Source organism: Pseudomonas sp. LBUM1664, assembly GCF_059695895.1.
On the sequence record NZ_CP166791.1, the window covers coordinates 4,215,664 to 4,238,475 of the forward strand.

A 22,812-nucleotide genomic window follows, 5' to 3' on the forward strand; every position below is an offset into this window, starting at 1 on the left:
AAAAGTTTCGCCGGATTACGCCGTTGCGCTTTGCAATACTTGAGGGTTGGCGTGGAAAAACACATGTTCGCGAACAGGCCCTACGGCAATCTCGCCAATTTCCTCATAGCCCTGGCGTTTATAAAACTCCAGGTAACGCGGGTTGCCGGTGTCTAGCACGACGCCTTGGGAGTTCTCGTCCACCGCGCACCAGTTGTGTACCGCTTCGAGCAATTGTTCGCCAAAGTGTTTGCCCTGGAATTGGGGATGAACCCCCAACAGTGGCAACACATGGACAGAATCCGACGGCAGGCAGGCCAGCACCGCTGCGTGATAATCCAGGTACCGCCGGGTGCAGCGAAAACCGGTGCTCAACACCATGCGCAGGCGCCAGGCCCAGCTTTCAGTAATGCCCAATCGTCGCTGAGGTGGGGCGATCAAGGCGATGCCGATCAGGCGGTCGTTGACCAGCAGGCCGATGGCCGGTAAATCCTGGAGAAAGTGCTGTTTGACCAACTCGCGCACCGTGGCTCGCACCCGATGTTCATAACCGGGACGCTCGGACTCGAACAGGAAGCTGAACGTCGGCTCATGGCGATAGGCTTGGTACAGCAACGAACGTGCTTCACGGGAATAACCGCTGTCGAGCATATGGACATCGGCGATGGCGGTAGCGGTTTCAGGCATGGCGGTAGATCTCCTGGGCGAGGCTCGGTAAGGCCTAAGCTAGTCAGCACAGTAAGAACCCTGTGGCGAGGGGATTTATCCCCGTTCGGCTGCGAAGCAGTCGTAAACTGGCTGACGCGATTCCTCTGTTGCATCGCGGCGTCTGGTTTTGGGGCTGCTTCGCAGCCCAGCGGGGATAAATCCCCTCGCCACAGGACATTAGCAGCGCATTTGTCCTACTGCCACGCTGGCTCAGTTCGGACATGTCAGCTAGCATCGCAGTTTTGCTAGGACAGCCGACCATGAAGATCGTCTCCTTCAACATCAACGGGCTGCGCGCTCGCCCCCATCAGCTGGCGGCGCTGATCGAGAAGCATCAGCCGGACGTGATCGGCCTGCAGGAAACCAAGGTCCACGACGACCAATTCCCCCTGGCCGAGGTTCAGGCCCTGGGTTACCACGTGCATTACCACGGGCAAAAGGGCCACTACGGTGTTGCCCTGCTCTCCCGTCAGGCACCGCTGAGCCTGCACAAAGGCTTCGAGGGCGACGATGAAGACGCCCAACGGCGCTTTATCTGGGGCACGTTCGCCGACGCCAACGGCGTGCCGGTAACGATCATGAACGGTTATTTCCCACAAGGTGAAAGCCGCGATCACCCGACCAAGTTCCCGGCCAAGGAGCGTTTCTACAGCGATTTGCAGCAACTGCTGGAAAGCCGCTTCAGCAACGACCAGCCCGTGGTAGTGATGGGCGATGTGAACATTTCGCCGCAAGACTGCGACATCGGCATTGGCCCGGACAACATGAAGCGCTGGCTGAAAACCGGTAAATGCAGCTTCCTGCCGGAAGAGCGTGAGTGGATGGCCCGTCTGAAAAACTGGGGCCTGGTGGACAGCTTCCGCCACCTGAACCCGGACGTCACCGACCGCTTCAGCTGGTTCGACTACCGCAGCCGCGGTTTCGAGGACGAGCCCAAGCGCGGCCTGCGCATCGACCTGATCCTCACCTCCCATGGCTTGCTGCCACGGGTCAAGGATGCCGGCGTCGACTATGAGTTGCGTGGCATGGAAAAACCTTCGGACCATGCGCCGATCTGGCTGCAATTGAGCTGATCCCAAGGCATATATCCATCCCCTGTGGGATTTGCGATGAGCTGCGAGTGACAGGTCTCAGTCCTGTCATGTTTCAGTAACCTGACTGACTTAATCTTCCGGCACTTCCTTGGGCTTAGAAGGTGCCGGCATGCGGCTGTGGATTGGTTTTTTCGTGGGCCTCTGGTTGCCGTTCGCGGCATCGGCCAGCGGTTTGCCGGTTCCCGAACAAGGCCCTGCCCTGCGCCTTCAAGGCTCCAACACCATCGGCGCAACACTGGGGCCGGCCTTGGTCAGGGGGCTGATGGAAGACCAGGGGTTGCTCAAGGTGCGCGCCGAAATCACCGGCCAGGACAATGAGCAGCGGATCGTCGGGCAAACCGCCGACGGCCGGCGGGTGCAAATCGACATTGCGGCCCACGGATCGAGCACCGGGTTCGCCGCCCTCAAGCAGGCCAATGCCGACATGGCCGCCTCCTCCCGGCCGATCAAGGACAGCGAACTGAAGGAATTGATAGCTCTGGGTGATCTGAAAAGTCCCGAGGCCGAGCAAGTCATCGCCATCGATGGCCTGGCGATTATTCTTCATCCGCAGAACCCGTTGCGTCAGATCGATACCGCAAAACTGGCCAAGATATTCAGCGGCGAGGCGAAAACCTGGGAAGCAGTGGGCAGCGTTGGCGGGCCGATTCATCTCTATGCCAGGGATGAGCAGTCCGGCACCTACGATACCTTCAAGGAATTGGTGCTCAACCGACAAGGGAAACGGCTGGATCCTACAGCCCGGCGCTTTGAATCCAGCGAACAGTTGTCCGACGCCGTCAGCCAGGACCCCCAAGGCATCGGTTTCATCGGTTTGCCCTACGTGCGCCAGGCCAAGGCCTTGGCTATCGTCGACGGCGATTCCCAACCCATGTTGCCGTTGAACAACCTGATCGCCACCGAGGATTACCCCTTGTCCCGCCGGTTGTTCTTTTATTTGCCACCCCTGGAAAGAAATCCGTGGGCCGAGGCGCTGATTGAATTCACCCAAAGCGGCAAGGGCCAGGCCATCGTCGCGGCCAACGGGTTTATCGCACAAACCGTCCAGGCCATGACCGTCACGCCAAATGCGCTGATGCCCGAGGGTTATCAGTCCCTGAGCCGCCATGCCCAACGCTTGTCGGTGAATTTCCGTTTCGAAGAAGGCAGCGCCAACCTCGACAACAAGGCCCATCAGGACCTGAGCCGCGTGCTCGACTACATAAAGCAGCACGGCAAAACCGACCGGCGCGTGACGCTGGTAGGCTTTGGCGACGTCAAGGACGATCCGGCGCGAGCAGACCTTTTGTCCAAGTTACGGGCCATGGCGGTACGGCGTGAACTGGTCAAGAACGGCGTGGTGCTGCGGGAAGTGCGCGGGTTCGGCGCCCTGATGCCAGTGGCTGCCAACAGTGAGGATGAAGGAAGGGTCAGGAATCGGCGGGTGGAGGTTTGGGTTTATTAAGGCGCATGCAAGCATGTGCTCAAGCGGCACAGCACAACTTTCCGTGGCGAGGGGATTTATCCCCTCGCCACAGGGTTTGGTACTGAGCTGCTATTACCGCCCAGCGAGCTCCATGATCATCCGCGACAGCAGATAAATCCGCGGGACCACGCTCTCTACTTCGGCATATTCCTCAGGGGTATGGATGTTGCCGCCGACGATGCCGAAGCCGTCCAGCGTCGGCGTGCCGACCCCGGCCGACAGGCTGGCATCCGCCGCGCCGCCGCTGCCTTCTTCGGTGAGTTTGCGCCCCAGCTCGCCGTAGATGCCTTGGGCCATGGCCATCAATCGATCCGATTCCGCCGTTTGCGGCATCGGCGGCAAGCCCCGTTGCAGGCTGGTGGTGACTTCAGTGTCGGCGATCAGCTTGTCCTTCGACACCCGGGCCAGGTCTTTTTCGATGCGGTCGAACTCTTCCGGTACCGCCGCCCGCACATCGGCCTTGGCGATGGCCTGATCGGGGATCACGTTGGTCCGGTCACCAGCCTTGAGCACGGTGAAGTTGATGGTGGTTTTCTTTTCTGCGTCGCCAAGTTTGCCCAGTTGCAAAATCTGATGCGCCGCTTCCATCGCCGCATTGCGCCCCAGTTCCGGCGCAACACCGGCGTGGGCTGCCTTGCCCTTGACCTCCACCAGCGCCGTGGCACTGCCCTTGCGCCACACCACCAGGCCGTCGGCTGGGCGTCCCGGTTCAAGGTTGAGGGTCACATCATGGGCCTTGGCGGTTTTCTTGATCAGGTCGGTGGCCACGTCCGAACCGGTTTCTTCGCTGGCGTCGAGCAGGAAGGTAATCTGCGCGTAGTTCTTGAAATCCAGGTTTTTGAGAACTTTCAACGCATAGATCCCAGCGACGATGCCGCCCTTGTCGTCCATCACGCCCGGCCCGTAGGCCCGTCCGTCCTTGATATGGAATGGACGTTCAGCCGCCGAGCCTTCCTTGAACACCGTGTCCATGTGGGCCATCAGCAGGATTTTCGCCTTACCGGTGCCCTTGAGGGTCGCCAGGATATGCTGGCTGCCGTCCGAGTTGGGCACCTGCTCGATGGTGGCACCCAGCTGCTTCAATTCATCGATGGCAATGTCACCGACCTGGGTCAGGCCCGGCACATACCCGGAGCCGGAGTCGATATTGACCAGCCGTTCGAGCAGTTTCAGGGCCTCGCCCTTGTACTGCTCGGAATCGGCCAGGACCTGCTGGTGGGGCTCTGCGAAAGCAACGGGCGCGAAGGCACCGAGGGCCAGACTCAGGCCGAGACTGACGGCCAGACGGGAGCGAAGAGCGGTATTCGTCATGACTTCATCCTTGTTCCGTATCGAGAGAGTGCCTTGGCACCCTACCTGACAATGATCCAAGGCTCTAGATCGCAGGCGCCATGGTTGAGCAACCCGGTCAGGCTGTCGGTACGACTCACGGCCAGCAACTCGCGTTTTTGCCGACCCAGGGTGCCGGGATGGGTTGCTGGCAGTCCATCAGGGCAGCATCAAATAACCAGTACTCGATGAAAGGGTATTTATTCCCTTTCAAACACAGGTTCTCTTTGGATTTTGGCTATACCTCACACAGAGGATCGGCAAATAACCACCGCAGAGACTGGAACCGGATGTTCGCCAAGCAGGAGGAACTGCACCGCTACGCCGAAATGATCCACCGGGAAATGCAACACACCGTATGGAAGTCCGGCGGCTGTCACAGCTGGTATCAAAGCAAAAGCGGCCATGTCACGCGATGTTCCCGGGTTTCAGCTTCACTTATCACTACCTGACCCGTCGGTTCAGGCTGGCCGATCACATTCTGTCCTGACCCTGGAGGTAAAACATGCTGGTGTTGTGGGTGGTCCTCGCCGTGTTTATCGCCTGGAGCTGGCTGACGTATCCAGGCATCGGCCATGTGCTGTACGACATGAGCATGGCCCTGGAGGCGCGCCTCTACCGGTTGCACAAAATCACGGTGCCCATCAGTGAGATGACCGTGTCCACCTGGCAAGGCGGGCCTTATGAGGCGTCCGGCAGCATACTGATGCTGCACGGCTACAGCGCCGACAAAAACCTCTGGCTGCGCTTTGCCCGGCATTTTGTCGGTGACTACCGGGTGGTGGTTCCCGACCTCGCCGGCCATGGCGAAACCGGCTTCAAGGCGGGTGGCGGTTATGACATCCCGACCCAGGCCCGGCGCGTGATCGAGTTGCTCGACGCCTGCGGCCTGGACAAGGTCCATGTGATCGGCAACTCCATGGGCGGTTACCTCGCGGCCTGGCTGGCGGCCACTTCGCCGGAGCGGATACTGACCCTGGCACTGATCGACCCGGCCGGCGTCACCGCGCCCCAACCCAGCGACATGGAACGCCACCTGGCGGCCGGCCATAACCCGTTTTTGGTGCATTCGCGGGATGATTTCGCGCCGTTTTACGCGATGACGATGGCCTCGCCGCCCTGGGTGCCGAGCGTCGTGCTGGCGGCATTGGCCGAGCGCTACGAACAGCGTCGGGAGGAACTGGCGGAGATCTTCGTGGACTTTCGCGCCAGCCCACCGATGGAGCCACGCCTGGCGGATATTCGCGCCCCATCGTTATTGCTCTGGGGCCGCAAAGACCGGCTGATTGACGTCAGCAGCGTGCCGGTGTGGAGCAAGGGCATCACGGATTTGCGGGTGGAAATCTGGGAGGGGGTCGGTCACATGCCCATGGTTGAAAAACCGGGGAAAACCGCAGCGTTGTATCGCGAATTCCTCAAGGGGCTGGAGCAATGACTGTGAGGCAAGGAATGAAATGAATCCGTGGCGAGGGAGCTTGCTCCCTCGCCACGACTCAGTATCTTCAGAGGTTTGCCCCATGAACATCCTCTACGACGAACACCTCGACGGCCCCTTGCCGAAGGTGGACAAACAGGCGCTGCTCAAGGCCTTGCAAGCGCACATTCCAGACCTGGAAATCCTGCATCGCGAGGAAGACCTCAAGCCTTACGAATGCGACGGGCTGTCGGCCTATCGCACCACGCCCATGCTGGTGGTGTTGCCACGGCGAGTCGAGCAGGTACAGGCGCTGCTCAAGCTGTGCCACGGGCAGAACGTGCCGGTGGTGGCCAGGGGCGCCGGGACCGGTTTGTCCGGTGGCGCCCTGCCCCTGGAAAGCGGCGTGCTACTGGTGATGGCGCGCTTCAACCAGATCCTGCACATCGACCCCAACGCCCGCACCGCACGCCTTCAGCCCGGCGTGCGCAACCTGGCGATCTCCCAAGCGGCGGCACCGTTCGGCCTGTACTACGCGCCCGATCCTTCCTCGCAGATCGCCTGTTCCATCGGCGGCAATGTCGCGGAAAACGCCGGGGGCGTGCATTGCCTCAAATATGGCCTGACGGTGCACAACCTGTTGAAGCTGGAAATACTCACCATCGAAGGCGAACGCCTGACCCTGGGCAGCGAGGCCCTGGACTCGCCGGGCCTGGACCTGCTGGCGCTGTTCACCGGCTCCGAAGGCTTGTTGGGGGTGATCACCGAGGTGACGGTAAAACTGTTGCCCCGGCCCCAGGTCGCCAGCGTGCTGTTGGCCAGTTTCGATTCGGTGGACAAGGCCGGCCGGGCCGTGGCCAACATCATCGCCGCCGGCATCATTCCTGGCGGCCTGGAAATGATGGACAACCTGGCGATCCGCGCCGCCGAGGATTTCATCCACGCTGGCTACCCAGTGGATGCCGAAGCGATTCTGCTGTGCGAACTGGACGGGGTCGAAGCCGATGTCCATGACGATTGCGAACGGGTCCGCCAGGTGCTGCAACTGGCCGGTGCTACCGAGGTACGCCAGGCTCGGGACGAGGCCGAGCGCCTGCGGTTCTGGGCCGGACGCAAGAACGCATTCCCGGCGGTGGGCCGCCTGGCGCCGGACTATTACTGCATGGACGGCACCATTCCCCGGCGCGCCTTGCCCGAGGTATTGCAGCGCATCGCCAGCCTCGGCGCCGAGCATGGCCTGCGGGTCGCCAACGTGTTTCACGCAGGCGACGGCAATATGCACCCGCTGATCCTGTTCGACGCCAATCAACCCGGCGAACTGGAGCGCGCTGAAAGCCTGGGCGGCAAGATCCTCGAACTGTGCGTCCAGGTGGGCGGCAGCATCACCGGCGAGCACGGCGTTGGCCGAGAGAAAATCAATCAGATGTGCACCCAGTTCAACAGCGACGAACTGAACCTGTTTCACGCGGTAAAAGCAGCGTTCGACCCCCAAGGCCTGCTCAACCCCGGCAAGAACATCCCCACCCTGCACCGCTGCGCCGAGTTCGGTGCGATGCACATTCATGGCGGGCAGTTGCCGTTTCCTGAACTGGAGCGTTTCTGATGATCGGCGAAGTCGACCGCGACGCCAGCGACCTGCTGCTGGAACAGGTCAATCGCGCCCGGGCCGACGCCACACCGCTGCGCATCCAGGGCGCCAACAGCAAGGCCTTCCTGGGGCGCGAAGTAGCTGGCGAGGTGCTGGATACCCGCGTGCATCGCGGCATCGTCCACTATGACCCCACCGAACTGGTCGTCACCGCCCGTGCCGGCACCCCGCTGCGTGAATTACTCGCGGCCCTGAACGCCGCCGGGCAGCGCCTGCCATGCGAGCCGCCAGCGTTCGGCGACGACGCCACGGTGGGCGGCATGGTTGCCGCCGGGCTGTCGGGCCCGCGTCGTCCCTGGGCTGGTTCGGTGCGTGACTTCGTTCTGGGTACGCGCCTGATCAGCGGCCACGGCACGCTGCTGCGTTTCGGCGGCGAAGTGATGAAAAACGTCGCCGGTTACGACCTGTCGCGCCTGCTGGCCGGCAGTTTCGGTTGCCTGGGGGTGATCACCGAAGTCTCCTTGAAAGTATTGCCAAAGCCCCGTCACAGCCTGAGTATTCGCCTGGAAATCGACAGCGCCGAGGCCTTGGAGAAACTCGCCGAATGGGGCCGGCAACCCTTGCCCATCAGCGCGGCCAGCCATGACGGCGACTGCTTGCATCTGCGCCTGGAAGGCGGCGAAGGCTCGGTCAGCGCCGCCCACCAGCGTTTCGGCGGCGAAGTGATCGACGATCAATATTGGACGGCGCTGAATGAACATCGCCTGGGGTTCTTCGATGAAGGCTTGCCCCTGTGGCGCCTGTCGCTGCCCACTCACACCGGCCCGCTCGACCTGCCCGGCGCGCAACTGATCGATTGGGGCGGCGCGCAACGCTGGTTGAAAACCGACGCCGACACCGTGCAAACCCTGGCCCATGAAGTGGGTGGTCATGCCACCTGCTACTGTCACGGCGCAACCGACACACCTTTCCAGCCGCTGGCCGCGGCGCTGCTGCGCTACCACCGTCAACTCAAGGCCCAGCTCGATCCTCTGGGGCTGTTTAACCCCGGCCGCATGTACCCGGAGTTTTAGCATGCAAACCCGTTTCAGCGAAAAAGCCAGCCACCTGCCCCGCGCCGAAGAAGCCGAACGGATCCTGCGCAGCTGCGTGCATTGCGGCTTTTGCAATGCCACCTGCCCCACCTACCAATTGCTGGGCGATGAACTGGATGGCCCGCGGGGGCGCATCTACCTGATCAAGCAGGTACTCGAAGGCCAGCCTGCGACGGCCAGCACCCAACTGCACCTGGATCGTTGCCTGTCGTGTCGCAACTGCGAAACCACCTGCCCGTCCGGGGTGGATTATCACAACCTGCTGGACATCGGCCGGGCGGTGGTCGATGAAGCCGTGCCACGCCCGGTCGGCCAGCGGGCGCTGCGCCTCGGCCTACGGAGCCTGGCCGCCAGCCCCGAGCGATTCAAGGTGCTGCTGCGCCTGGGGGCCGTGTTCCATCCGCTGCTGCCGGCGAACCTGAACGCCAAGTTGCCGCGAACCTCAGCACCGCGCAGCGAGCGCCCGGCAGCTCGTCATGCTCGCACCGTACTGATGCTCGAAGGCTGCGTACAACCGGGCCTTTCACCCAACACCAATGCCGCTGCAGCTCGAGTGCTGGACCGCCTCGGCATCAGCGTCATTCCCAGCGATGCGGCCGGTTGCTGCGGCGCCCTGGACTATCACCTCGACGCCCAGTCGACCGGGCTGGACCGTGCCCGACGCAACATCGACGCCTGGTGGCCGCACCTGAACAATGGCGCCGAAGCCATCGTCCAGACTGCCAGCGGCTGTGGCGCATTCATCAAGGATTACGGGCACCTGCTGGAACAGGATCCGGCCTACGCCGCCAAGGCGGAACAGGTGAGCGAACGCGCGCTGGACCTGGTGCAAGTGCTGGGCAGCGAGCCGCTGGAACAGATCTGCGCAGCCAAGAATCAGCGCATTGCCGTCCATTGCCCCTGCACCTTGCAGCACGCGCAGAAACTCGGCGGCAGCGTCGAAGCCTTGCTGACGCGGCTGGGTTTCAACCTTACCGAGGTGCCCGACAGCCATTTGTGTTGTGGCTCGGCCGGCACCTATTCGCTGACCCAGCCGACCCTGGCGCGACAACTGCGGGACAACCGCCTCAATGCGCTGGAAAGCGGCCAGCCGGAGTTGATCGTCACCGCCAACATCGGCTGCCAGAACCACCTCAACGGCGCCGGTCGCACGTCCGTGCAGCACTGGATCGAGCTGGTGGATCAGTCCCTGGCAGAATGAAGTCCTGAAGATTCTTCGTTTGTCGGCACCTGCGAAGGCTGCGATCTTTCGTTCAACTTTCCGCAGCCCGAACCAGGAACTCTTACCATGCGCTTCGTCAGCCCCGACCTGATCCGCCAACGCTTCTCCAGAGCGATGTCCGACATGTACCGCGACGAGGTGCCGCTGTACGGCGCACTGATGAAGCTGGTGGAGCAGACCAACGCCCAGGTGCTGGCAGAAGATCGGCCACTGGCCGAACACCTGCGCAGCACTGGCGAACTTCAGCGCCTGGACCTGGAGCGTCACGGTGCGATCCGCGTCGGCACCGCCACAGAGTTGGCAACCCTGGGCCGCCTGTTTGTGGTCATGGGCATGCAGCCGGTGGGCTACTACGACCTCACGCCAGCCGGGGTGCCGGTGCATTCCACGGCGTTCCGCGCCGTGCATGAAACCGCTCTGCAGGTCAGCCCGTTCCGGGTGTTCACCTCGCTGCTGCGCCTGGAGCTGATCGAGAGCGACGAACTTCGAGCCTTTGCCGAGTCGGTGCTGGATAAACGGCAGATCTTCACCCCCTCCGCCCTTCAGCTCATCGACCTCGCCGAACGCCAGGGCGGGTTGAACGAGCCACAAGCCGAAGACTTCGTCCAACAAGCCCTGGAGACCTTTCGCTGGCACCACAGTGCCACCGTCACGGCCGAGCAGTACCGCCAGCTGAGCGCCCAGCATCGCCTGATCGCAGACGTGGTGGCTTTCAAGGGCCCACACATCAATCACCTGACGCCGCGCACCCTGGACATCGACATCGTCCAGGCCCAAATGCCCGTGCACGGCATCACCCCCAAAGCCGTGATTGAAGGCCCGCCCCGCCGCCGTTGCCCCATCCTGCTGCGCCAGACCAGCTTCAAGGCGCTCGACGAGCCTGTCGCGTTCACCGACCAAGCACAATCCCAAGGCAGCCACAGCGCCCGCTTCGGTGAAATCGAGCAACGGGGCGCGGCCCTTACGCCCAAGGGCCGCGCGCTGTACGACCAATTGCTGAACGCCGCGCGGGATGCCTTGGGAGAGTTTCCCAACGAAGCCAACGCCGAGCGCTACAACAGGCTGATGGCCGAACACTTCTCCCAATTCCCTGATAGCCACGATGAGCTGCGCCGACAATCACTGGCGTATTTCCGCTATTTCGTCACCCAAAAGGGCCTCGCCGCCAAGGGCACAATCGCGCAACCGGCCTCGCTGGAACGCCTGCTGGAGCAGCAATACCTGCGTGCCGAACCCTTGGTGTACGAAGATTTCCTGCCTGTCAGCGCCGCCGGCATCTTCCAGTCCAACCTCGGCGATGCCGCCCAGAGTCATTATGCCGGGCAGTCCAATCGCCAGGCCTTTGAAGAGGCGCTGGGGCGAGCGACGATTGATGAGCTGCAGCTGTATGTCGAAACGCAACAGCGCTCCATCGATGAATGCACGGCTGCGTTGGGCACGTAGGGGCAATCCGTAGGCCGAATCGGCAAGAAATTGCGCAATAGACTTGCCGCAACGTCTCCCCATCAAGCCGCGCTGTCCACGGGCCGCGGCGCCTGACCAGTGCGCAAAGGGATCAGAGACACTGCGCAACCCCTTGTGCGCATTCTCTCTATTTGCAGCAACGACCTGTAAAAATATCAATTAACTAATTGATATATAACGTTTTTACTAGAATGGCACAGCTCTTGATAACGATAAGGTCACCTCGGGACGATTCCCCGTCCCAGGCCTTTAATTATCCAGGAAGGAGAGCATCCATTGGCTACCCCCGCGTATATGTCCATCGAAGGCACCAAACAAGGTCTGATCACTGCCGGCGCGTTTACCGCCGACTCGGTGGGCAACACCTATCAGGAAGGTCATGAAGACCAGGTCATGGTGCAAGGCTTCGAGCACCAGGTGATCATCCCGCGCGACCCTCAGTCCGGCCAGCCAACCGGCCAGCGCGTGCACAAACCCCTGATCATCACCAAGGTATTCGACAAGGCCTCGCCACTGCTACTGGCAGCCCTGACCTGCGGTGAACGCCTGACCAAAGTTGAAATCCAGTGGTATCGCACTTCGGCAGCCGGCACCCAGGAGCACTACTACACCACCACACTGGAGGACGCGATCATCGTCGATATGAAGGACTACATGCTCAACTGCCAGGACCCGGCGAACGCGCACTTCACCCACTTGGAAGATGTGCACTTCACCTACCGCAAGATCACCTGGACGCACGAAGTCAGCGGTACTTCGGGCTCCGATGACTGGCGTTCGCCAGTCGCCGGTTAAGTCGGGACAGCCGTTCATGCGTCGGTCAGCTCTGCTGGCCGATGCATGAAAACAATGGGTAGTTATTGATCCACAGAGGTGTTCGCCCAGTGCGACGGCCTCGGCATTCCCTGCACTGGTAAAGAGCCTGACACTGGGCGAACGGGAGCAATAATAGTGCAACTTACAGACGGTGTCCGCCTATCCAATTAAATAATTATTAATCTTTGGTCGTAGTTATTAGCGGTGACTTAACACTTACATACTCGTACAACTACATGGCGTTTATGAATCGGGACGGTGGCGAAGAACGCCCGCATCCATTGGCTTGCGAAGCAACTCTGAAAACGAATGGCCGCCGCGCGACCGAACCGGAGCCAGGGCCCTTCCACGGGCCTAGACAAACTTTCATACATGAAAATATTTATACAAATAATTATACAAATAAAACAAAACAGTACAAAAACTGTCAGCCGCGTCATGTAACATGGGTCGGCAAATTAGAGTAATAACTCTTTTAAATACCAGTGGGTATGGCTGACATCAGCCACGCCGTCCGGTTTTCTGCGCATCGGTCTCTCCCGCCTCAGGGTCACCCTGCTGCTGTTTGCGCTTGGCTGGGTCGTTGGGGCGCAGGGCGTTGTTGTCGCGCTCCACCTCGCCGGGCAAGGCTGGGTCGTCGGGGTTTTGCGGCGCTTGATCGGGGCGGTGCTTCATGGCGGACTCCTGCGAGGCATTCATAAGGTATGAGGGCTGACGCTCGCGGGGAGTTCCGGCGACTCTCAGTAGCCAGTCATCTCCAGGTAGCCGTTGCCGCCGTGGCTGCCGTTCAGTTGCACCGGCCCTTCCCAATAGGGAATGCGCAAGTTCATCCAGGCGTTGGGGTTCAGGGCGTGGGTGATGATGTCGAGCTGCTTGCCGGGGATTTTGATCGACCAGCGCACCGGCATCGAACGCCCGGCAACCGTGGCGGTGTCCAGTGGCACGAGGCTGATCTCCCCGGCGTGCAAGGCTTGCGCCTGGCCTTGGGCATCGATCCAGGTGCCCGTGAGGTACGGCGCGCCGTCCTTGTGGCGCATGCGGTAGAGCATCACGTGTTCCCCACTGTCCAGGTGCAAGGAGAACCAGTCCCACCCGGTCTGGTTTGCACTCAGGGGCTGGCTGCTCCATTCGCGATCAAGCCAGGCCGGGCCGCTGACCGAGTACCGCCGGCCATCGATCTCCAGATGGCCGCTGGCCTGGAAGAACGGCTGGCTGTAGTAATACGATGCCTGGCCCTCTGCGGATTTCTGGCTGAAGCCTTTATCCCCCTGCAACACCAGCGGACGGGTCGAAGTGAGCCGCAACGCATAGCTGAAGTGTGAGTCCCTGGCCTTGAGCTGCATATCCGCCAACGGATCGCCCCCTGAAGCTTGAGTGCCGAACCGCCAGTCGTCGATCCAGGCGTCGAAAGGCATCGCTTGCACGCCGGCCTGCCCCACCCCGCCCCGTGCGTAGCGCTCGGCAGCGTGATGGACGGTGGCGGAGGTGACCGCGGCATGACCGAGCCAAATCGTCTGGTTGTGCCAGCCGATAGCCTGGGGGGCGGCGTTCAAGGCACTGCGAAACAACGTCCATTGCACGCCAAAATCACGGCCCTCGGCGTCCTTGAGATTAGCCGTGACGTACCACCACTCGATGCGAAACCCCTCATGGATGCCGTGATCGGCGGGAAAGCTGAACACCCGCCCCGGCACCACCGGTGTGAAGGCGACGGCCTGGTCGCCAAGGCCGGCAAAGCCTTTTTGCGGCGGCGGTTTATCACAACCGCTGAGCAACGCCAGCAGCATCAGGCCGACTCTAATCTTCATGGGCAAAGGTCCTCAGCAAATCCGCCGGCTGCGTGCGGTACAACGCGTACAGCGGCCAGGCCGACGCCAGCAGCGTGGCGAGCATCGCCAGGGCCAGCAATTGCGCCAACTGCAGCGGGAATACCCGCAACGGCAGGCGCCAACCGAAGGCCTGCACATTGATCACCGCGTCCAGGCACCAGGCCAGGGCGATGCCCAACGGCAAGGCCAGCACCAGGGTCAACAGCGCCAGCAGCCAGGTCTGACCGAGGTTGAGCAACATCAACTGCCGCCGCGTCACCCCCAATGCCCACAGCGGCGCCAACTGGCCGAGGCGACTCTGGCTTTGGGTCAGCAGGCTGATGAACAACGCCACCCCGGCCACGGCCAGCGTCAGGCTGTTGAGGGCCGCTGTGGCGGCAAACGTGCGCTCGAACACCTGGGTCGACCAGCCTTTGAGCCGGCCCTGATCGACGATGCGGCTGTCATCCAGATTGAATCGGCTTTGCAACGCCGTCAGCATCGGCGCGATGGCGGACGGTTCGATCCGCAGGTTGAAACGATACGGCGTCAATTGCGGCCAGTGCGCCAGCAAGTGGTCGGCGTTGACCAGCACATGGCCCTTGGGATTGCCGTAGTCGGCATAGACCCCAACGATGCGCGGTGTCCACGGCCCCTGTGGCGTCGGGACGGCCAACTGATCGCCAACATTGACCTTGAGGCGTCGGGCCAGTTGTTCGCTGAGCATCAGCGTGTCGGCGCTAGCCAGTTGCTCCCAGGGTTTGTCGCTGGCCGATTCCAGCAACGGCCAATGCTGGCGATAGGTAGGGTGATCGATGATGCCGTGGATATCCGTCGGCCAGCCTTGCAACGGGATCGATACCTGCCAGATGGGGACTATGGCAGTAACCGCTGGTTGTTGCCGGAGCCAGGCGTGCAACTCGACCGCCTGGGCCGGGGTTTGCGGGGTGATGTACAGTTCGGCGGTCAGTCGTTGTTCGAGCCAGTCACTGAAGGTCTGGCGAAAACCTGCGGTCATGCTGCCGGCGCCAATATTTGCCGCCAGCGCCAGCAGCAACGCCATCAGCGCCAGGCTCAATGTCGGCAATTGCTGGCGGCAATCGGCGAGAAACCATTGCCCGAGCACCGAGCGACTGCGGCGCAACAGCAGGTTCAGCGCGCTGTTGAGCAACACCGGCAAGGCCAGCGCCGCACCCAGCAACAACGCCGTCATCAAGACAAAACCGCTGGCCAGGCTGTCGCCCCAAATCAACGCCGACGCAGCGATCAACGCAGCCAATGTCGCCACCCAACCCTGACGCCGCAGCCATCGTGCATGGGCCTGATGCCAGGCCTGGGGATTGGCCAGCGCCAGCAAGGGCAGACGCGCCGCCCGCAGCAAGCTGTCGGCCCCGGCGAGCAGCGCGCCAAGCAGGCTCAGGCCGACACCGCTGAGCCACCACGCCGGGCTGAGGTTTAAATGCCCGGCCACTTCGGCGCCGTACAAACCCCGCAGGCTCGCCGCGACATCGGGCAATAACAGGCTCGCCAGCCAATAGCCGCTGAGCACCCCGGCGATCCCGCCCAGCAAGGCCAGCGCGCCCAGCTCAAAGGCCAAGCTGGTGATCAACACCCGCGCACTGACGCCACAGGCGCGCAAGGTTCGCAGCAGACCGCGGCGTTGTTCCAGGGCCAGGCCGATGGCGGCGTGGACAATGAACAGCCCCACCACGAAAGATAAAAACCCCAGTGCATCAAGATTCAGGTGAAAACTTTCGGTCAGGCGCGACAGGTTGTTTTCTTCATCGGCGCGTTTCAATTGCAGCTGACCGTTGAACGCCTCCGGCAAGGCCGCGGTGAAGGTGGCGGGCAGCAACAACCGCGACAGCTGGTCAGGCAGCCCGAGCACCTGCTGGGCAAAACCGATGTCCGTCAATAGCACGCCCGGCGCCATGTCCATCTGAGTATGCAGGGGTGGCAGTGGTTGCCCATCGACCGTCTGGGGCCGGTCGCCCTCGCCCAGCCCCAAGGCTTGCAAGGTTTGCGGGGCGATCCAGGTGCGGCCGGGGTCAGTGAAAAACTCCACCACCTCGCTCATCTCACGCACCTGCCCCGCCAACGCTGCACCGGGAGGCAGCGACACCGGGTCGACGCCCATCAGTTGCAAGCGCTGGTCTTCGTGCCCCTTGAGCATCACCCGGGCCTGCAACACCGGCGACACCGGCCAACCCTGACGACGCAGATCGACAAACCATTGCTGAGGGAAGGTGCCGCCACCGGGGGCACTGAGGCTGGCCTGAGGTTCGCCGCCCAGAAGCTGACTGGCCCGGGCGTAGCTGTCCCGAGCCTGACTGTTGAGCGCCTGCACGCCGGTGAGCAGGCTGGTGGCGAGCCAGAGCCCGGTCAATACGCTGAAAAACTGCACCGGGTGCTGGCGCCAATGACTGAGCAGCGCCTTGAGCGTCTGGCGAAAAATCATCACCCCTGTGCCATCTGGGCCAGACGCCCGCGCTGCAACACCACGCGATGGGCCAGGCGGGCCGCTACTCGGGGACTGTGGGTCACCATCAGCAGGCTGGTGGAGCTGCCGTCCAGCAGTTCCAGCAACAGTTGCAACACTTCGTCGCTGGTGGCTTCGTCGAGACTGCCGGTGGGTTCGTCGGCCAACAACAAGGGCGGTCGCGAGGCCAGCGCCCGCCCCAGCGCCACCCGTTGCTGCTGCCCGCCGGAAAGCTGCTCGGGATACCGTCGCAGCAGGTCCGAAAGCCCGAGCCGTTGCACCAGATGGGCCTGCCAGGCAGGGTCATAACGACCGCACAGCCGCGCCTGGAACGCCAGGTTGTCTTCCACCGGCAAGCTGCTGATGAGGTTGAACTGTTGGAACACCAAGCCGATTTCCGTACGTCGCCAGTTCGCCAGTTGGCTTTCACTCATGCCATCGAGCCGATATTCGCCACAGCGGATGCTGCCGCCATCGACCTTGTCCAGCCCGGCGACCAGGTGCAGCAATGTGCTTTTGCCACTGCCGGACTCCCCCATCAGCGCCAGGCTGCTGCCGGGGGGCAGCGTCAGGTCGACGCCTTGCAGCACCGGCAACGGGCCCTGAGGCGTGGCATAGCTTTTAAAAACGTCGCGGACTTCAAGCATGAAGAGGCTCGATGGATAAACGTGCCGCTCAGGATAGCGGAGTTGGGTGACCGACCGAGCGAGGAATGAGCCTGCGCGAACGATTCACACCTTTCGTCGCACGCCATGTCTTGTTGGCGCGCCCGCCTTGCGCATAGTCAATTTACAGCTATTAATCAACGAGAAGAACAAGCCGTTAACATGATGTCGGCGAGATCGTCATTATTATGACGAACATGTATTGCTCCCCCTTCAAGGTGATCACCGACATGTCTCAAACCCAGTATCGCCCCGATATCGATGGGCTCCGGTCCATTGCGGTAGTCGCTGTGCTCATCCATCACCTCAACGCCAGCCTGCTGCCAGGCGGGTTCGTTGGCGTCGATATTTTCTTTGTCATCTCGGGGTTTCTCATCACGTCCCAGGTGTATGCCGAGATCAAGCACCACACCTTTTCGCTGAAACGTTTTTATCAACGTCGCATCAACCGCATCATTCCCGCCTTGGCGACCGTGTTGCTGGCGAGCGTGGTCGCCGGGGCCTTCATCCTTTCTCCGGCCGACCTGACCCGGCTCAACGTCAGCGCGCTGTTCTCGCTGCTGGGACTCTCGAATATTTACATTTGGGTGAAGTACGGAAACTATTTCGCCTCGGACGCCAGCGAAGCCCCGCTGCTCCATACCTGGTCATTGGGTATTGAAGAGCAGTTCTACGTGATCTGGCCGCTGCTGCTCGTGCTGCTTTATCGCCTGGCGCCGCGTTATGTATTGCCCGTGCTGGGTGTCGGCATCGTGGCGGCCGTGGGTGTTTCCGAATACGCCACCAACGTCTTTGCCACGGCCTCCTATTACCTGCTGCCCACGCGCTTTTTCGAGCTGATGCTGGGTGGCGCGCTGGGCATCTATCTTTATCAGCCACACTGGCTCGGCAAGAAGGCATCCCAGCGCTGTGCACTGCTCGGCTATGGATTGATCGGCTGGTCCTTGTTTGCCCTGAATCCGAGCGCACCCTTCCCCGGCCTCAACGCCTTGATACCTTGCCTGGGTGCGGCGCTGCTGATCCTGGCCGGCAGCAGTCACTCTCGCTCCCGTCTGTTGACCAACCGCCCCATGGTGTTCATCGGCCTGATTTCTTACTCCCTTTACTTATGGCACTGGCCATTGATCGCCTACCTGAATTATCTGGGCATCGAGATTACGCTTGCCGTGGGGCTATGGCTGGTGGTGGTGGCGACATCGCTGTCCTGGTGGTCCTGGCGTTATGTCGAGATCCCTTTTCGACGAAACGGGGCGCAGTTGCGGTTTTCGCACGTGCTGACCCGTCGCTTCATGCTCCCGACCCTTGGCTTGGGCGTGCTGGCGGCGCTGAGCCTGCAATTGAACGGTTTCCCCCAGCGCTTTGCGCCTGAAGTGTCGACGCTTGAGGCAATGACCCTGGTGGAACCGAACAAGCTTCGCAACGGCTGCCACATGCCCAATGCACGGTACGGTACCGAGCCCAATCCGGATTGCCACCTCGGCGCGCGCAAAGAGCAGCTTGACGGCATTATGGTCGGGGATTCGTTCGCCAATCACTTCACCGGGATGGTCGACATTCTGGCCCAACCCAATGGCATCACGCTGATGGACTACACCCTGGATGCCTGTCCGCCGATCTTCGGCTACACCACCGGGATGTCGACGGTGTACGCCGCCCATTGTGTGGAGCGCAACAAACGGGTGTTGGGGCTGATCGAGCAGAACCACTACGCTTACGTTGTGCTGGCCGGGGCCTGGCCCAAGGATGCGGCGGCCGGGGATAAGGTCGAAGCGAGCATCAAGCGGGTGGCGGACAACAGCGGCCAGGTCATCGTGATTCTCAGCAACCAGAACATCGCCAAGGCCGCGACTTGTCCCGTGCGCCGCTTGATGTTCGGCATCGTTCGCCCATGCTCGGCCCCGCTGGATATCACCGCGCCTTACTGGGCGGGAATACGGGCCAGGTTAACCCAGGTGCGCTTTATCGATCCCAATCAAGTGATATGCCCGGCAGGCCTGTGCAGCCCGATCATTGACGGACAGTTGCTGTACCGGGATGACGCGCACTTGAATGATGTGGGCTCACGCTTCATTGGCTACACGTTGCGCAATCAGGGCGTTTCGCTATTGCACGACCCTGCGCAACCCGGGCCAATCGCTACGGCGAAGTAGAAGGCCTCATTACCGCCCCTGCGCCCTCTCGGCCTGCGCCAGCATGGCAATGCGCTTCAGACCGATGTATTTCCATTCGGGCGTCACGCCTAGCCGCACATTAAAACGGTGGTTGAAGGTGAAGGCGTCTTCGGTCGACTGGCTTGAAGACTTGCCATAAATCGCTTCGATTCCAGCCGGGTCGTACTCCCCCGGGACAGCACCAACGGCAATTCCTTGACGTATCGGGTCATGCCTTTCGACGGTATAGCGGCGTTGGAGAGAGGTTTGTTTGCGCAAACTGACAATAGGTTTCCAAGGCGCAGAAAAGGGGGACGAACGGCCAACGCGTCAAAAAAAAGTTACCCCGAAAATGACACATTTGACGCATCAAAAACGTAAAAATCTATGGATAAATACCGTTCATCGTATATTTAAACCCCGCCATAGCCCTTTAAAAACGGCACTTATCCAAGTCTGTCAATGACTTGATATCAAAAGGCCCAGTCGAGTCGAGTTTTGGAAACAATGACAACTGTCAGTTTGCTGACACGTTTTTTTGAAGCTGCGCTATACCCCTCTGAACAGTTTCACCCGAGTTACATCAATCGGTTTACGAGGCGCGCCGAAAATGGACGTGAGCGTATTTGGTACAGGGTATGTAGGTCTGATTCAGGCCGCCGCGTTGGCTGATGTCGGCCATCGCGTTTTGTGCATCGACATCGACCCGAACAAGATCCGGCAACTGCAGCAAGCGGTACCGACCATCAGCGAGCCGGGGCTGTCTGGGTTACTCGAAGACAACATCAAGGCCGGGCGATTGTTGTTCAGCTCCCAGGCCAGCGATGCGGTTAACCATGGGGAACTGATTTTCGTCGCCGTCGGCACCCCCGCCGATGAAGACGGCTCGGCAGACCTGAGCCATGTGCTGGCGGTTACCCGACAAATCGCCGATTACATGGACAGCGACCGCACCCTGATCATCAAGTCCACGGTGCCGGTGGGCACGGCCGACAAAGTGGCCGAATGCGCTCGCCAGGTCCTTGAGCGCCGGGGGCTGAAAAAACTCACCGTGCGCGTGGTGTCCAACCCCGAGTTTCTCAAGGAAGGCAGCGCCCTGGCCGACTGCATGCGCCCGGACCGAATCATCGTCGGCACCGCTGACCCGCTGGCCCGCGATCAGATGAGCGAGCTCTACGCCCCCTTCTGCCGCAACCACGAAAAGCTGATGTTCATGGACAACCGCAGCGCGGAACTGACCAAGTACGCCGCCAATGCCATGCTTGCCACTCGCATCAGTTTCATGAACGAACTGGCCAACCTCACTGAAAGGCTGGGCGCTGACATCGAAGCGGTGCGCAAGGGCATCGGCTCGGACCCGCGCATCGGTTATCACTTCATCTACCCCGGCTGCGGCTTCGGCGGTTCGTGCTTTCCCAAGGACTTGCGCGCCTTGCTGCACACCGCCGAAGAAAACGGCATGCCGCTGCGCCTGTTGCGCAGCGTCACCGACATCAACGACAGCCAGCGGCACATCCTGTTCGAGAAACTGACGCAGCAGTTCCCTGACGGTCTGGCCGGCAAGTCGATTGCCATCTGGGGCCTGGCCTTCAAACCCAACACCGACGACATGCGCGAAGCCCCCAGCCGTTACCTGATGGAAGCGCTGTGGCGTGAAGGTGCCCGGGTGCAGGCCTACGACCCGGAAGCCATGTCCGAATGCCGGCGCCTCTACGGCTATCGCAAAGACCTGAACCTGTGCGCGACCCGCGATGACACCCTGGAAGACGCCGATGCCCTGGTGATCTGCACTGAGTGGAAAAACTTTCGCGTGGTGGACTTGGACCTACTGGCCAACAAATTGCGCGCCCGGGTCATCATCGATGGCCGCAACTTGTACAACCCCGAACACGTGGCTGCCGCCGGGCTGTTGTATCGCGGCATCGGCCTGCCGCACACCATGCCAGCCCCCCCTGTGCCAGGGCCCCAGGCGTGACTATCCGGGTGACCGGCGCGACCGGTTTCATCGGTGCCCATTGCGTGCTGCGGTTGCCGCACCACGGCCTGGGCTGCTTCATCGACTGGTTCCTCGATTACTACTCACTGCCTAACGCCCACGCGCCGCTTGCGGCTGAACTTCAGCGGAGGAGTCTATGACCCGCCATGAGCAAGACATTCCGATCAACGTCTTCGGACGCGACAAACGTGTCGATCCCGAGCATCGCCGACGCCTGGACGCGGCCATCCACCGCCAAGGCCGTGGCTGGTTAACCGGTCGCGACGGCGGTCGCCCCTGGACCGTCTCGCGCACCAACCGGGTGGTGGCCTGCCTCGGCGCACTGGCGACTCTGCTGCTGCTCTGCCCGCTGCTGCTGGGTCTGGCACTGCTGGTCAAATTCTCCAGCCCCGGCCCGGTGCTGTTCGTGCAGAAGCGCACCGGTTACCGCGGCCGCGTCTTCGGCATGTACAAGTTCCGCACCATGGTTGCCGACGCCGAGGCCCTCAAGGAGTCGCTGCGCCATCTCAACAAGCACGGCGTCGATGCCATCGATTTCAAGATCGACAACGACCCGCGCATTACCCCCATCGGCCGGTTCCTGCGCCGCAGCAGCCTCGACGAACTGCCGAACCTGATCAACGTGGTCATCGGCGACATGCGCCTGGTGGGCCCGCGACCGACCTCGTTCAACGCTTATCGCTACAAGGACAACCACCTTGTACGCCTGAGCATCTACCCCGGCCTGACGGGCCTGTGGCAGATCTCGGGACGCAGCAATATCGACTTCGACCAGCGCGTGCAACTGGACCTCAGCTACATCGCCCAACAAAGCCTGTTGCTGGATTTGAAGATCCTGATGATTACCCCTTTCAAAGTGTTCAGCGGCCACGGAGCGAGTTAAATGGACGGTTCAACGAATATCCTGACCATCGCAAGCCCGAGCGAGACCAACCTGACCTCGACCGTGCTCGACCCTTCTTTGCGGATCCTTCTTCTGACGGCCGCCAACACCGGCACCGGAACCAGCACCAGCGCCATGGCACTGGCCAGCCAACTGGCGCAAATGAGCAGTGGCCGGGTGCTGCTGGTGGACGCCAGCCAATCACCCCACAACCTCAGCCAGCAACTGTCGCTGCACAAGGAACGCGGTTTCAGCGATCTGCTGTTCAACAGCGTCACGCCACCCTTGCTGCAGGATTGCCTGGTGCAGAGCTCCAGCCTGCCCTTCGACGTGCTGCCCCATGGCCGCCTGGGCCGCAATGCCGAACGCCTGAGCCCCGAGCGAATGCGCCCATTGTTCAAGCAATTGGCGGCGCAGTACCGCTTTGTGGTGATCGACGCCGACGCGGTGTATTCGGCCTCCGACACCCTGGTCATGAGTACTCAGGCGGACGGCGTGGTGCTGGTGGTCTGCGGCGAGGACACCCGCTGGGAAGTGGCCCAGGCCGCCCGTCAGCGCCTGTCCCAGGCCGGAGCAAAAGTGGTGGGCAGCGTGTTCAACCGCCGCAAGTACTACATGCCCAAGTGGCTCTACAACAACCTGTAAGCCTGCAAAAGGA

At 61.5% G+C, this 22,812-nt stretch carries 20 protein-coding genes and 1 pseudogene; 14 read left to right on the forward strand and 7 right to left on the reverse strand.

Annotation, left to right across the window (positions count from 1 at the left end; translation table 11 throughout):
- Positions 1-15 precede the first annotated feature (15 nt).
- On the reverse strand, positions 16-666 hold the full coding sequence (locus ACA047_RS19420) for a GNAT family N-acetyltransferase (protein ID WP_497352029.1): 651 nt from the start codon (positions 664-666) through the stop codon (positions 16-18).
- A 281-nt stretch (positions 667-947) separates the two neighbouring features.
- Here ACA047_RS19420 and xthA point away from each other — a divergent pair, with 281 nt between their 5' ends.
- Together xthA and ACA047_RS19430 are read left to right on the forward strand one after the other, a co-directional pair.
- Entirely contained in the window at positions 948-1,760 is an 813-nt protein-coding gene (gene xthA / locus ACA047_RS19425) for an exodeoxyribonuclease III (RefSeq protein ID WP_497352031.1), read from the forward strand.
- A gap of 130 nt (positions 1,761-1,890) precedes the next feature.
- Positions 1,891-3,225 (forward strand): substrate-binding domain-containing protein, encoded by a 1,335-nt coding sequence (locus ACA047_RS19430; RefSeq protein WP_497352033.1) that lies wholly within the window; start codon positions 1,891-1,893, stop codon positions 3,223-3,225.
- A 93-nt stretch (positions 3,226-3,318) separates the two neighbouring features.
- Here ACA047_RS19430 and ACA047_RS19435 read toward each other — a convergent pair whose 3' ends face one another.
- Positions 3,319-4,557 (reverse strand): M20/M25/M40 family metallo-hydrolase, encoded by a 1,239-nt coding sequence (locus tag ACA047_RS19435; RefSeq protein ID WP_497352035.1) that lies wholly within the window; start codon positions 4,555-4,557, stop codon positions 3,319-3,321.
- A gap of 338 nt (positions 4,558-4,895) precedes the next feature.
- Between ACA047_RS19435 and ACA047_RS19440 the strand changes: the two are divergent.
- From ACA047_RS19440 to ACA047_RS19470, 7 genes and pseudogenes are all read left to right on the forward strand, one after another.
- Positions 4,896-5,065 (forward strand): annotated as a pseudogene (locus ACA047_RS19440) (flavin-containing monooxygenase); the annotation flags it as partial.
- A 15-nt stretch (positions 5,066-5,080) separates the two neighbouring features.
- Positions 5,081-6,010 (forward strand): alpha/beta fold hydrolase, encoded by a 930-nt coding sequence (locus ACA047_RS19445; protein ID WP_497352037.1) that lies wholly within the window; start codon positions 5,081-5,083, stop codon positions 6,008-6,010.
- Positions 6,011-6,092: 82 nt separating this feature from the next.
- Positions 6,093-7,592, forward strand: a complete 1,500-nt coding sequence (gene glcD, locus ACA047_RS19450) for a glycolate oxidase subunit GlcD (protein ID WP_497352039.1) — start codon at positions 6,093-6,095, stop codon at positions 7,590-7,592.
- On the forward strand, positions 7,592-8,650 hold the full coding sequence (gene glcE, locus ACA047_RS19455) for a glycolate oxidase subunit GlcE (protein WP_497352041.1): 1,059 nt from the start codon (positions 7,592-7,594) through the stop codon (positions 8,648-8,650). Before glcD ends, glcE begins: the two co-directional genes overlap by 1 nt.
- A gap of 1 nt (position 8,651) precedes the next feature.
- A complete protein-coding gene (glcF, locus tag ACA047_RS19460) occupies positions 8,652-9,872 on the forward strand; it encodes a glycolate oxidase subunit GlcF (protein ID WP_497352043.1) in 1,221 nt (406 codons plus the stop codon).
- An 87-nt stretch (positions 9,873-9,959) separates the two neighbouring features.
- On the forward strand, positions 9,960-11,336 hold the full coding sequence (hglS, locus tag ACA047_RS19465; protein ID WP_497352045.1) for a 2-oxoadipate dioxygenase/decarboxylase HglS: 1,377 nt from the start codon (positions 9,960-9,962) through the stop codon (positions 11,334-11,336).
- A gap of 297 nt (positions 11,337-11,633) precedes the next feature.
- A complete protein-coding gene (locus tag ACA047_RS19470) occupies positions 11,634-12,152 on the forward strand; it encodes an Hcp family type VI secretion system effector (protein ID WP_497352047.1) in 519 nt (172 codons plus the stop codon).
- Positions 12,153-12,674: 522 nt separating this feature from the next.
- Here the strand turns inward: ACA047_RS19470 and ACA047_RS19475 are convergent.
- The 4 genes from ACA047_RS19475 to ACA047_RS19490 form a co-directional block, all read right to left on the reverse strand.
- Positions 12,675-12,848: a hypothetical protein gene (locus ACA047_RS19475; RefSeq protein WP_497352049.1), complete on the reverse strand. Its 174-nt coding sequence runs from the start codon at positions 12,846-12,848 to the stop codon at positions 12,675-12,677.
- Positions 12,849-12,913: 65 nt separating this feature from the next.
- Positions 12,914-13,981: a lipocalin-like domain-containing protein gene (locus tag ACA047_RS19480; protein WP_497352051.1), complete on the reverse strand. Its 1,068-nt coding sequence runs from the start codon at positions 13,979-13,981 to the stop codon at positions 12,914-12,916.
- Positions 13,971-16,439, reverse strand: a complete 2,469-nt coding sequence (locus ACA047_RS19485; protein ID WP_497352053.1) for an ABC transporter permease — start codon at positions 16,437-16,439, stop codon at positions 13,971-13,973. Before ACA047_RS19485 ends, ACA047_RS19480 begins: the two co-directional genes overlap by 11 nt.
- Positions 16,439-17,107, reverse strand: a complete 669-nt coding sequence (locus ACA047_RS19490) for an ABC transporter ATP-binding protein (protein ID WP_497352055.1) — start codon at positions 17,105-17,107, stop codon at positions 16,439-16,441. Before ACA047_RS19490 ends, ACA047_RS19485 begins: the two co-directional genes overlap by 1 nt.
- Before the next feature lie 248 nt (positions 17,108-17,355).
- Between ACA047_RS19490 and ACA047_RS19495 the strand changes: the two genes are divergently transcribed.
- Positions 17,356-19,275: an acyltransferase family protein gene (locus ACA047_RS19495; protein ID WP_497352057.1), complete on the forward strand. Its 1,920-nt coding sequence runs from the start codon at positions 17,356-17,358 to the stop codon at positions 19,273-19,275.
- Between the two features lie 9 nt (positions 19,276-19,284).
- On the opposite strand, the gene ACA047_RS19500 is transcribed toward ACA047_RS19495, so the two are convergent.
- Positions 19,285-19,554: a hypothetical protein gene (locus ACA047_RS19500; RefSeq protein WP_497352059.1), complete on the reverse strand. Its 270-nt coding sequence runs from the start codon at positions 19,552-19,554 to the stop codon at positions 19,285-19,287.
- 331 nt (positions 19,555-19,885) lie between these two features.
- Here ACA047_RS19500 and ACA047_RS19505 point away from each other — a divergent pair, with 331 nt between their 5' ends.
- The 4 genes from ACA047_RS19505 to ACA047_RS19520 are packed head-to-tail and all read left to right on the forward strand — an operon-like array spanning position 19,886 to position 22,799.
- Positions 19,886-21,250, forward strand: a complete 1,365-nt coding sequence (locus tag ACA047_RS19505; protein ID WP_497352061.1) for a UDP-glucose dehydrogenase family protein — start codon at positions 19,886-19,888, stop codon at positions 21,248-21,250.
- Complete coding sequence (locus ACA047_RS19510) at positions 21,247-21,411, forward strand: hypothetical protein (RefSeq protein ID WP_497352063.1); 165 nt, start codon at positions 21,247-21,249, stop codon at positions 21,409-21,411. The genes ACA047_RS19505 and ACA047_RS19510 overlap by 4 nt, the downstream gene beginning before the upstream one ends.
- Positions 21,408-22,154 carry a sugar transferase gene (locus tag ACA047_RS19515; RefSeq protein WP_497352065.1) on the forward strand — a complete coding sequence of 249 codons (747 nt, stop codon included), beginning with the start codon at positions 21,408-21,410 and terminating at the stop codon, positions 22,152-22,154. The genes ACA047_RS19510 and ACA047_RS19515 overlap by 4 nt, the downstream gene beginning before the upstream one ends.
- Positions 22,155-22,799, forward strand: coding sequence for a CpsD/CapB family tyrosine-protein kinase (locus tag ACA047_RS19520; protein ID WP_497352067.1), 645 nt, complete (start codon positions 22,155-22,157; stop codon positions 22,797-22,799).
- Positions 22,800-22,812: the final 13 nt, after the last annotated feature.